This window comes from Nitratireductor sp. GCM10026969 (assembly GCF_042660605.1).
Taxonomy (GTDB): domain Bacteria; phylum Pseudomonadota; class Alphaproteobacteria; order Rhizobiales; family Rhizobiaceae; genus Chelativorans.
Window position 1 is genome coordinate 1 of record NZ_JBHSUM010000142.1, and the last position, 10,845, is coordinate 10,845.

Consider the following 10,845-nt stretch of genomic DNA (forward strand, 5'->3'; position numbering starts at 1 on the left):
CCGGCGACCGCCGCGGCGGAATAGGGAAGGGGTACGCGGCGCGCCGCCCGTGCAACCCGGGTTCCTCAGGCGGCGCGGCGCTCGTGCCGTCCCTCACGGATCTCCTCGGCCAGTTTCTCGCAGAAGGGTTCCAGATCACCGGGGTGGCGGCTGGTGACGAGCCCCTGGTCGGTGACGACCTCGCTGTTTTCCCATTTGCCGCCGGCATTCATCACGTCGGTCTTGATGGATTTGTAGGAGGTGACCCGGCGATCACGGATGATGCCGGCCTCGATCAGGAGCCAGGGTGCATGGCAGATGGCGCCGATCACCTTGTTGTCGGTCCAGAAATCCTTCACGAAGTTGACGGCGCTGTTGTCGACGCGCAGGAGATCGGGATTGATCTGGCCGCCCGGCAGCACCAGGGCGTCGTAGTCGCCCGCGCTCACCGAATCGAGCGTCTTGTCGACGGGGACCGGACGCCCCCAGTCCTTCTTGTCCCAGCCCTTGATCTCACCGCCCTCAAGCGAGACCACGTGCACCTCCGCGCCGGCTTCGCTCAACTTCTCAAGCGGCACTTCCAGTTCCGACTGCTCGAAACCGTGGGTCGCCAGGATGGCGATGCGCTTTCCCGAAATATCCTGCATTTGCTTACTCCGTTCCTTTGCCTTGTCGATCGGCGAACGGAGAGAGGAGGCCGGGGTTCCCGCCGATCCGCCTGCAGGCGAAAAATGTCGCAGCGGAAGCGGATCGGCGATGCGGCATGGCAGCAGCAGGTGCCCTCACGCAGTCTCGGCACCGGGCTGCGGGTCCGGGTTCTTGACGACGGTGCCGCGGACGACCTGGAAGTCCTCGCTCGGCACCCCGACGCGCCGGCCATGCTCGCGGATCGCCTCGGCGTCGCGGGCCTCGTAGATGCAGACCGATCCGATACGCCCGTCCGGCTCGGTGACGGCGTAGGTGCGGATCCACCGCAGGCGATCGGCCATTTCCTCGCCGACGCGGGTCGACTTTGCGCCGGCCGCCTCCAGTTCCTGCTCGTTGGCCCAGGCGCCACGGCGGCGAATGACGTAGAGATCCATTGCTTCCTCCATTCGTGTTGGTTGACGGTTGGAAGATGCGCCGAGAAGCATTCTGCCTAAAGCCGGCGATCATGACATTCACGGGAGGCGAAAGTGCCAATCCGGCTCCAGGTTCTGGAAGCCACGCGCATTCTTCGAAATAATGCCCGCGGCAAACGGGAAGGATCATGGCTGAAGACGGCGACATGCTGGAAGTGACGATCGTCCTCGTCAATGAGGGCTACGCGTCCACGGCGGTCGGCCCCATCGAGGTGTTCGCGTCTGCCGGCAAGATGTGGAACGAGATGAGCGGCGGCGATCCACAGCCCCGCTTCCGCGTCACCATGGCCTCGATCGACGGTGCGCCGGTGGAAAGCGCCTACGGCCTTCGCATCGCTCCCGACGCGGGCATCGACGACGTCGGGCCGGCCGATCTCGTCTTCGTCTCGGCCTCCGGCCCGATGCCGTCGGAATGGATGCAGCGCCACGCCAAGCTGCTGCCCTGGCTGGTCGAGCGATATGACAGGCAGGGCGCGATGCTGGCCGGCGTGTGCTCGGGAGTGGCCTTCCTCGCCGAGGCCGGCCTCCTCGACGGGCGCCGGGCCACCACCCACTGGGGCGTGGCGGAAGAGTTCCGGCGCCGCTATCCGAAGGTGGACTGGCGGACCGACATGCTGATCACCGAGGATGCCGGGCTGTTCTGCGGCGGCGGCGTCAACGCGGCGACCGATCTCAGCCTGCATCTGGTCGAACGGCTGTGCGGGCGGGAAGTCGCGCTCGAATGTTCCAAGGCGCTGCTTCTCGACATGCCGCGCCTGCACCAGTCCGGGTATGCGATCCTGCCCATATCGCGCCCGCATACGGATGCGCCGATGCGCGAACTGGAGGAGTACCTGCACGCGAACTTCCGGCGCGACGTCTCGATCGAGGAGTTGGCCGGCATCGCGGGCATGAGCACGCGCAACCTGATCCGCCGCTTTAAGGCGGCGACCGGCTGCCTTCCGGGCGCCTATCTCCAGATGGTCCGTGTTGCCGCCGCCCGGCAGATGCTCGAGAACGGCGCGGCTTCGGTGCAGCGGGTCGGCGTGTCGGTTGGCTATGAGGACACGTCGTTCTTCCGCCGTGTCTTCAAGCGCTACAGCGGCATGCCGCCGGCGGCCTACCGCGAACGCTACCGGCTGCGCCATGCCCCGTCGGAACACCCGTGAATAAGCGCAAAGTTGGGTATCGGACATGGGAACGAGAAGGACGCGACGTTGCTGCACCGCCTCGCGGCCTCCCACTGCGCTTCCCCTGTGCGCCGCACATCACGCGCGCGCTTGGCGTTCCGCAGCCTTCCGCACGCCGTCAAGGACGAAATCGCGCCGCTCCTCCACCTCGGCGCGCGGCACGGGCGAGAGCCGGTAGCCGAGTTCGGTGTAGACGGCGCGCATCGCCTCGTAGGTCCTTTCGGCCTCATCGAGCGTCTGCGCACGCTCCGTGTCGACGGTGTAGATCTCCGGCCAGGGCGGGAGGATGAAGACCGTTTCGTTGTAGCGGAACATTAGGGCCGCCTTTTCCAGATGCGGCGGGACGGGCAGGCCGATGAGCCGGAGATAACCGATGGTGTCGGGAATGCCGCGGTCGCAGACATGAGGCCTGCCGCCCGCCCGGGCCGTCTCATAGGAGCGCAATTCCCACGACAGCATCAGTTCGGCATAGAGCGCACGGTCACGATCGGGCCGGGCGGGGCCGTCGATGGCGCGCTGGGCGCGAATAATGGCGCGCCCGGCCTCCGGCGCGGTCGCGAGGCCGGCGGCCTGCAATGCCTCGATAAGCGTTGTCTTACCGGCGCCGGGGCCGCCGGTGACGATGAAGAGATTGCGTGCGTTGAATGGCTGCATGGATTTCCTCGATAAGGAATGCGCAGGCGACAGAGCGCACACGGCGCAACGCGCCGCACGGGCTGTGTTCGCTGGGTAAGCTCGAAAGTCTGGGGAGAAAGGGGGAAAGTGGAGGCTTCTGTTGCCAGGTGCCTCCGGACCCCGCTCAGACCTGCGACGGCCTGAGACTTGAATTGAAGCTATCGCACCGCTTACGCGGCGAGACGTGCTTCCGCATAGTTGTCGTTGGCAACTATTAGGTTCGGTCCGATAACGGTGGTACCATGCCGGGCGAAAGTCCGATCTTTACACCCTCGTCGATCCTGTTTCGCCCCCATCAGAAGCCGTCCTTGGTGCGTCATGCGCTCGCCGACGGTTTCTGGTGGAGGCGCCGGGCACTGCCCCCGGGTCCGATAGGCTTATTGCATCGGCCGTTTATCGCCATAGTCAGCACGAGGCTAACGGGGGCGAATATAGGAACAACGGCACGGCAATGAAAGAGCCAAACCGTGAAAAAGGGCGCATTTTCGTTGACTTGCCCGGAAGCATTGCCGATGCTCGGTACGGAGGGGCAACCGGCGTGGCGATCCTGGAGATACCAGTGGAGCCATGTCGTCTTCAATGCAGCTGAATGTATCCTGGAGGGAGAAGACCATGGCTGACTATCTCGCAGACGTTCAGAAATATGACGCAACGGCCGACGCGGACGCTGTCGACAAAATCGTCAAGCATCTCGGCATCGCGCTGCGCAGCCGCGACTCGTCGCTGGTGTCCTGCTCGGACCCGGACGAACTGGCGCGCGTGCGCGAGAAATGGTGCAAGAAGAAGCTGGGCGAGAGCGACGACGCCCGGTGCGATTCGGTCATCGAGAAGGTCTGCGAGACGATGGCCGGCGACAACTCGAAAAACCGGGTCACGTTCTATTATCTGGTGGCCAAGCACATGGGCAAGCTCGCCGCCCTTTGAACCGCCGCGCGGGACCGGCTCGACCGGCCTTTGGCAACCGGCCGGTCCGCCCTATTGTGAGGCCATGAAGCAATCCGATTCGGTCCCGCGTTCTCATGCAGCAGTATCTTGATCTTCTTGCCCACGTCCTGGAAAGCGGCGACGACCGGGGCGACCGCACGGGCACCGGCACGCGCAGCGTTTTCGGGTATCAGATGCGCTTCGACCTGGAGGCCGGGTTTCCGGTGCTCACGACGAAGAAGCTGCACCTGAAGTCCATCATCCACGAGTTGCTCTGGTTCCTGAAGGGCGACACCAACATCCGCTATCTGAACGAGAACGGCGTTACCATCTGGGACGAATGGGCCGACGAGAACGGCGACCTCGGCCCGGTTTACGGGGCGCAGTGGCGTTCCTGGCCGGCGCCGGATGGCGGCCATGTCGATCAGATCGCGAATCTTCTCAAATCGTTGCGGGAAAATCCTCATTCACGGCGTCATGTGGTCTCGGCCTGGAACCCTGCGCTGGTGGACGAAATGGCGCTGCCGCCCTGCCACTGCCTGTTCCAGTTCTACGTGGCCGAGGGGAGGCTGTCCTGCCAGCTTTACCAGCGCTCGGCCGACATTTTTCTCGGCGTGCCTTTCAACATCGCCTCCTATGCGCTCCTGACGATGATGGTTGCCCAGGTGAGTGGGCTCCGGCCCGGCGATTTCGTCCACACGCTCGGTGACGCCCATCTCTACCACAACCATTTCGACCAGGCGCGGGAGCAACTGACGCGCACGCCCAAGCCGCTGCCGAGGATGTGGATCAACCCCGCGGTGGACGATCTGTTCGCCTTTCGCTACGAGGATTTCCGGCTGGAAGACTACGTGGCCGATCCGACGATCCGGGCACCCATCGCGGTATAGACACACAGCAATTCAGGCGGGCCATGAAAATCACACTCGTCGTCGCCGTGGCAAGAAACGGCGTCATCGGCCGGGAAGGCACGATGCCGTGGCGGCTTTCCACCGATCTCAAGCGCTTCAAGGCGATCACCATGGGTAAACCCATCGTGATGGGGCGCAAGACCTGGGAGAGCATCGGCCGGCCTCTGCCAGGCCGCGTCAGCATCGTGATTTCGCGCAACCCTGCCTATCGTGCCGAAGGAGCGGTGACGGTCGGCTCGCTCGAGGCGGCGCTGCAAAAGGCGCGGGGACAGGCGGATGAGGCGGCGGAAGTCTGCATCATCGGGGGCGGCGAGATCTTCCGCGAGGCGCTGCCCCTGGCGGATGTGCTTCATGTTACCTATGTGGATGTTGAAGTAGACGGCGATGCTTTCTTTCCGGCCGTTGATCCCGGTATTTGGCAAGCCGTCTCGAGCGAGGAGGTACCGGCTGGCGAAAAGGATATTTACCCGACGCGCTATGTCGTCTACCAACGGCAATCTGCGAACGGGAAGCCTGCTCATCCGGTCGCGTGAAGCGGAGGAAAGCCCGCTATTTCGGAGTCTCCGATGTTGGGACGTGCATGCCCGGGCCCGATCGGGGCGCGGTTCATGCGTTGAAAGCGCTTTCCACGCTACCTATAAAGGCCGCAAGGGAGCGTCGGCGACCGTGTCGGCCGGCCAAAGGATAAAGGAATAATAATGCCCTGGAACAATCAGAGTGGCGGCGGTCCATGGGGCGGCGGGAACAGCGGAGGCCCGTGGGACCAGGGACCGCGCGGTGGGCCGTCCGGCGGCCCGCAAGGCACCCCTCCGGACCTCGAGGAGATTATCCGGCGCGGACAGGATCGGCTGCGGCGCGTCCTGCCCGGCGGCGGCGGCCCGAACCCGGCCATGATCGGCCTGATCGCCATCGCCGTGCTGGGCCTCTGGCTCTTCAAGTCGGTCTACACCGTGCAGCCGGATCAGCTCGCCGTCGAGCTGCGCTTCGGTAAGCCGAAGGACCAGCTTTCCGAGCCGGGTCTTCACTTCCACTGGTGGCCGATCGAGACGGTGGAAAAGGCGACGATCGCCGAAAGGCTGATGGATATCGGCGAAGTGCGCGGAGGCACCTCTTCCGGGCTGATGCTGTCGGGCGATCAGAACATCGTCGACGTCAAATTCTCCGTCGCCTATCAGGTGGCCAATCCGGCGGCCTATCTCTTCAACGTCGATGAGCCCGACGAAATGCTGCGCCAGGTCGCCGAGAGCGCCATGCGCGAGGTCGTCGGCCGCCGCCCGGCGCAGGACATCTTCCGTGACGATCGCGAAGGCATCGCCCAGGGTGTGCGCGAGACCATCCAGACGACCATGGAAGAATATAACGCGGGGCTGGATATCAACGCGCTGTCGATCGAGGACGCGGCACCGCCGCGCGAGGTGGCGGACGCCTTCGACGAAGTGCAGCGCGCCGAGCAGGACGAGGACCGCTTCGTCGAGGAAGCCAACCAGTATTCGAACCAGCAGCTCGGTCAGGCACGCGGTGAAGCCGCGGAAATCCGCGAGGCGGCGGCCGCCTACAAGAACCGCGTGGTGCTGGAGGCCCAGGGTGAGGCGCAGCGCTTCGTGTCCGTCTACGAAGAATACGCCAAGGCGCCGGAAGTCACCCGCAAGCGTCTGTTCCTGGAAACCATGGAAACCGTGCTGCGCGGCTCCAACAAGGTGATCGTGGGGCAAGGGAGCGGGCAGGGCGTGATCCCCTATCTGCCGTTGCCCGAGTTGCGCAACCAGCTGCCGGCACAGGCCAGCGTCGGGCGCGGCGCGGCGGGCACGCAAACTGGGGTACAGACGCAAGGGGGAAATAACTGATGTCGAACCGTTTCCTTTTTGGCGTCATCATCGCCGCCGTCGCGCTGTTCCTCGTCTATTCCTCTGTTTTCGTGGTGAACGAACGCAACCAGGCCATCGTGCTGCGCTTCGGCGAGATCGTGAAGGTGGAGCGCGAGCCTGGCCTTTACTTCAAGCTGCCCTTCGGCTTCGCCGACGCGGACAGAGTGTTGATGATCCCGGACCGCATTCTGCGCTTCGATCTCGACGACATCCGCCTGCAGGTTTCCGGCGGCAAGTTCTACGAGGTCGACGCCTTCGTCGCCTATTCCATCGAAGATGCGCGCCGCTTCAGGCAGGCCGTTTCCGGTGAGCTGCCGCTGGCCGAACAGCGTCTGCGCACGCGTCTCGACGCAGCGCTCAGGCGTGTCTACGGCCTGCGCGGTTTCGAGGCGGCCCTGTCGGACGAGCGTACTTCCATGATGCGCGAGGTGGCCGAGGACCTGCGCCCCGCCGCCGCGTCTCTCGGCCTGCAGATCGAGGACGTGCGTATCCGGCGGACGGATCTGACCGCCGAGGTGTCGCAGCAGACCTACGACCGGATGAAGGCCGAACGTCTGGCCGAAGCCGAGCGCCTGCGTGCCCGGGGCCGCGAAGCAGCGGCGCGCATCCGTGCCCGTGCCGATCGTGAGGTGGTGGAGATTCTCGCCGCAGCGCAGCGCGAGGCGGAGATCCTGCGTGGTGAAGGCGAGGGCGAGCGCAATGCGATCTTCGCCGATGCCTTTACGCGCGATGAGTCGTTCTTCGAATTCTACCGCTCCATGGCGGCTTATCGCGAAGCGCTCGATCCGCAGGGGACGACCATGCTGCTGAGCCCGGATACCGATTTCTTCCGCTTCTTCGGATCCTCCGACGGACGCGGGCAGGATGGCCAGGTTCCATCCGGCGAGGACGGCGGGGCACTGACGGGGTCGATCGAGGCCCCGCAAGTTCCCGAAAGGGGCGCGAGCCTGCCGGCGGCCGGGCCGGCGCAGTAGGCGGACCGCTCCGTGCGTTGCCGCGTACGCGGAAAAAGGCGGTCGGAGCATGGCGTTGAGTGACTTCATCGCCGCGCTCGGCCTGGTCCTGGTCTTCGAAGGCCTCCTCTATGGAGGCCTTCCGCGGCTTGCAAAGCGCATGGCCGCCGATATCATCGAGATGCCGGAGAGTCTCATGCGCGGCATCGGCCTGGCGGTCATGGCCGTCGGCGTGTTCATTATCTGGCTCGTGCGCGGCTGACGCTGGCAGAGCGGCAGGCGCGGCTATATCTTTGCCACGAAGTTGCCCTATCTGCCGGGACGGTGCGAAACGCACGCGGGAGAGTGCCAGATGTCTTCGCCTAAACTGCTTCGCATTGCCTCTCGGTCAGTGATGGCGGTCGCCGTGGCGATCGGAATCGGTGCCGCGCCCGCGACCGGACTGGCGCAAACGCGTGGGCCCGAGTCGGTCTCCGACATCGCCGAGACGCTGGTCGACGCGGTCGTAAACATCTCCACCACGCAGAACGCGCTGCGCGGCGGCGGCCGCGTGCCCATGCCGCAGATTCCCGACGGCTCTCCCTTCGAGGATTACTTTCAGGAATTCTTCAATGACGGCGGCCGGCATCCGCAATTGCCGGGGCCGGGCTCCTCGCTCGGTTCCGGGTTCGTCATCGACGCCGGTGAGGGCATCGTCGTCACGAACAACCATGTGATCACCGGCGCCGACGAAATCGTCGTCAACTTCGCCGACGGGGCTACCAGGACGGCCGAGATCGTCGGCATCGATTCCAAGACCGATCTCGCGGTCCTGAAGATTGATCCCGCGGGGAAGAATCTATCGCAGGTGCCGTTCGGTGATTCCGACGCAATGCGCATCGGCGACTGGGTGATGGCGATCGGCAATCCGTTCGGCTTCGGAGGATCGCTCACCGTCGGCATCGTCTCCGCGCGCAACCGGCAGATCGGCGCCGGGCCCTACGAGGACTATATCCAGACCGATGCGGCCATCAACCGCGGCAATTCCGGCGGTCCCCTGTTCAACATGGAAGGCGAGGTCATCGGCATCAACACGGCGATCATCTCGCCCACCGGCGGTTCGATCGGCATCGGTTTCGCCATTCCCTCGAACCTGGCGACCAATGTCATCGACCAGTTGCGTGAATTCGGCGAGACGCGGCGCGGATGGCTGGGTGTGCGCATACAGGAAGTGACGGAGGAGGTCGCTGAAAGCCTGGGCCTGGGCGAGGCCGCCGGCGTGCTGATCAGCGGAATCGAAAAGAACGGGCCGGCCGAGGGCGGCGCACTTCAGGCCGGTGACATCATCGTCGGTTTCGACGGTCTCCCCATCGCCGAGGTGCGCGAGTTGCGCCGGATCGTGGCGGAGAGCCCGGTCGGCAAGACCGTCGAGGTGGAGATCCTGCGCAAGGGTGAGCGGCAGACCGTGCAGGTCACGCTCGGCCGTCTCGAAGAGGCGGAGATCTCGGCTTCGGCCGAGGACGCGCTGGAGGATGATGATGCGGAGGAGGAGAGCGGGCCGGTTTCCTCGGCGAAGGTGTTCGGCATGACGATCGTCGAACTCGACGAGGAGGGGCGTGGCCGCTTCGATGTTCCCGACGATATCAGCGGCGTTCTGATCTCGGAGGTCGAGGACGGTTCCGTGGCCGCAGAACAGGGCGTCCAGGCGGGCGACGTTATCGTCGAGATCGCTCTGGAATCGGTATCGGATCCGGAGGATGTGCTGACCCGGATCGACGATCTGAGGGCGGAGGGGCGCAAGAACGCGCTGCTCATGCTCGCCGGGTCGTCCGGTGAATTGCGTTTCGTCACGCTGCGGATGAACTGAGGACGTCCTTACACGCCGTGCCTTGAGCAGCATGCGCTCCCATTCGTCCACTCGGCTGCTCTCTAGCCATTTGTTTCCACGTAATTCGGAACCGGCTTCCACTTTTCCTGGAATTGTCTAGCCCCGCCATTCCTCCCGCCTAAGGCGATAGAAGACGTGTCGTTTGAGGTGCGGGTGCGTGTCGGGCACGGACGGGTGGTCGAAGTCGCGCGCGGGGTCGGCCGTCATGCCGATGCGCTCCATCACGGCGATGGAGCGCCGGTTGTTCCACACGGCGAAGGAGACGATCTCCGCGAGCCCGAGCCTTTCGAAGCCGAAGGCGAGCCACGCCCTGGCGGCTTCCGTGACATATCCCTGGCCCCAGAATTCAGGTGCCAGCCGCCAGCCGATTTCGACCGTGCCCTTCGGCAAATGAGGGACGGGGACAGTCTCGTGAAGGCCCACGAAGCCTATGCACGCCCCGGTCCGCCGGAGCTCGGCGGCGCAGAAGCCGAAACCGCGCTCGGCGATACCCGCGCGCAACTGGTCGAGAACGGTGTCGGACTGCTGCCGGTCGCGGCGGAAGGGGAAGAACTCCATCACGCGCTCGTCGGCGTTGATGCGGTGAAAGAGCGCTCGGTCATCGTCCGTCCAGTTGCGCAGGACCAGGCGTTCCGTCAGCATGGGCGTCATTGCACGAACTCTTCCCGCCGGTAGCCCTGAAGATAGAGAAGGGCAGTGAGATTGCCATGGTCGATGCGGATTCCGGCCGCCTCGGCGACGGCGGGCTTGGCATGCAGTGCCACGCCGGCGCCCGCCAGGCGCAGCATATCGAGGTCGTTGGCGCCATCGCCCACCGCCATCACATGGCGATGGGCGATTCCCAGCCGCGCGGCGATTTCGACCAGCGCATCGGCCTTGGCCTGGCGCCCCAAAATGGGCTCGCCGGTCAGTCCCGTCAGCCGTCCGCCTTCCGTCATCAGCCGGTTGGCCCGGTGCTCGTGAAAGCCCAGGACGGCGGCGATGCGCCCGGTGAAGATGTCGAAGCCGCCGGAAACGAGGGCGGAATAAGCGCCGGCGGCGTTCATCGTCGCCAGCAATTCGCGCCCCCCCGACGCAAGGGTGATGCGGCCTTCGATGACGCGGTCGATCACCGCCACTTCGAGGCCTTCCAGAAGCGCCACGCGCTCGCGAAGCGCTGGCTCGAAGGCGATTTCACCGTTCATCGCGCGGGCCGTTATGGCGGCGACCCGTTCCTTGATTCCGATCTCGTCGGCCAGCTCGTCGATGCACTCCTGGTCGATCATGGTGGAATCCATGTCGGCGATCAGCATCTTCTTGCGCCGGTCGTCCGCCGGCTGGACGGCCACGTCGATCGGCAAACCTACAGCCGCCGCGCGCGCGGCTGCCTCGGCCTCGGCCG

13 protein-coding genes and 1 other RNA gene are annotated in these 10,845 nt (G+C 65.0%); 8 read left to right on the forward strand and 6 right to left on the reverse strand.

The window, feature by feature from the left end; genetic code table 11:
• Positions 1 to 65: 65 nt before the first annotated feature.
• A complete protein-coding gene (locus ACFP9U_RS20235) occupies positions 66 to 626 on the reverse strand; it encodes a type 1 glutamine amidotransferase domain-containing protein (RefSeq protein WP_378624218.1) in 561 nt (186 codons plus the stop codon).
• Positions 627 to 761: 135 nt separating this feature from the next.
• Complete coding sequence (locus tag ACFP9U_RS20240) at positions 762 to 1,061, reverse strand: nickel-binding protein (RefSeq protein WP_378624220.1); 300 nt, start codon at positions 1,059 to 1,061, stop codon at positions 762 to 764.
• Between the two features lie 167 nt (positions 1,062 to 1,228).
• Between ACFP9U_RS20240 and ACFP9U_RS20245 the strand changes: the two genes are divergently transcribed.
• Positions 1,229 to 2,248, forward strand: a complete 1,020-nt coding sequence (locus ACFP9U_RS20245) for a GlxA family transcriptional regulator (RefSeq protein WP_378624222.1) — start codon at positions 1,229 to 1,231, stop codon at positions 2,246 to 2,248.
• Between the two features lie 99 nt (positions 2,249 to 2,347).
• Here ACFP9U_RS20245 and ACFP9U_RS20250 read toward each other — a convergent pair whose 3' ends face one another.
• Both ACFP9U_RS20250 and ssrA read right to left on the reverse strand, forming a co-directional pair.
• Positions 2,348 to 2,923: an AAA family ATPase gene (locus tag ACFP9U_RS20250; protein ID WP_378624224.1), complete on the reverse strand. Its 576-nt coding sequence runs from the start codon at positions 2,921 to 2,923 to the stop codon at positions 2,348 to 2,350.
• Between the two features lie 107 nt (positions 2,924 to 3,030).
• Positions 3,031 to 3,405: a transfer-messenger RNA gene (gene ssrA / locus ACFP9U_RS20255) on the reverse strand.
• Positions 3,406 to 3,556: 151 nt separating this feature from the next.
• On the opposite strand from ssrA, the gene ACFP9U_RS20260 reads away from it, so the two are divergent.
• The 7 genes from ACFP9U_RS20260 to ACFP9U_RS20290 all read left to right on the forward strand — a co-directional run bounded on the left by ACFP9U_RS20260 (position 3,557) and on the right by ACFP9U_RS20290 (position 9,443).
• Entirely contained in the window at positions 3,557 to 3,868 is a 312-nt protein-coding gene (locus ACFP9U_RS20260) for a DUF2853 family protein (RefSeq protein ID WP_378624225.1), read from the forward strand.
• Positions 3,869 to 3,963: 95 nt separating this feature from the next.
• Positions 3,964 to 4,758: a thymidylate synthase gene (locus ACFP9U_RS20265; protein ID WP_378624226.1), complete on the forward strand. Its 795-nt coding sequence runs from the start codon at positions 3,964 to 3,966 to the stop codon at positions 4,756 to 4,758.
• Positions 4,759 to 4,781: 23 nt separating this feature from the next.
• The gene (locus ACFP9U_RS20270; RefSeq protein WP_378624227.1) at positions 4,782 to 5,312 is read left to right on the forward strand and encodes a dihydrofolate reductase; all 531 of its coding nucleotides are present in this window, start codon (positions 4,782 to 4,784) and stop codon (positions 5,310 to 5,312) included.
• 165 nt (positions 5,313 to 5,477) lie between these two features.
• Positions 5,478 to 6,623, forward strand: coding sequence for an FtsH protease activity modulator HflK (gene hflK / locus ACFP9U_RS20275; RefSeq protein WP_378624228.1), 1,146 nt, complete (start codon positions 5,478 to 5,480; stop codon positions 6,621 to 6,623).
• Positions 6,623 to 7,618: a protease modulator HflC gene (gene hflC / locus ACFP9U_RS20280; RefSeq protein ID WP_378624229.1), complete on the forward strand. Its 996-nt coding sequence runs from the start codon at positions 6,623 to 6,625 to the stop codon at positions 7,616 to 7,618. The genes hflK and hflC overlap by 1 nt, the downstream gene beginning before the upstream one ends.
• A 55-nt stretch (positions 7,619 to 7,673) precedes the next feature.
• Positions 7,674 to 7,859, forward strand: a complete 186-nt coding sequence (locus ACFP9U_RS20285; RefSeq protein ID WP_322452167.1) for a DUF2065 domain-containing protein — start codon at positions 7,674 to 7,676, stop codon at positions 7,857 to 7,859.
• 90 nt (positions 7,860 to 7,949) lie between these two features.
• Complete coding sequence (locus ACFP9U_RS20290; protein ID WP_378624230.1) at positions 7,950 to 9,443, forward strand: Do family serine endopeptidase; 1,494 nt, start codon at positions 7,950 to 7,952, stop codon at positions 9,441 to 9,443.
• Between the two features lie 117 nt (positions 9,444 to 9,560).
• Here the strand turns inward: ACFP9U_RS20290 and ACFP9U_RS20295 are convergent, their stop codons facing one another.
• Positions 9,561 to 10,115, reverse strand: coding sequence for a GNAT family N-acetyltransferase (locus tag ACFP9U_RS20295; RefSeq protein ID WP_378624231.1), 555 nt, complete (start codon positions 10,113 to 10,115; stop codon positions 9,561 to 9,563).
• Positions 10,112 to 10,845, reverse strand: a 734-nt coding sequence (serB, locus tag ACFP9U_RS20300) for a phosphoserine phosphatase SerB (protein WP_378624232.1), incomplete at its 5' end; no start/stop codon positions are given. The genes serB and ACFP9U_RS20295, both read right to left, overlap by 4 nt.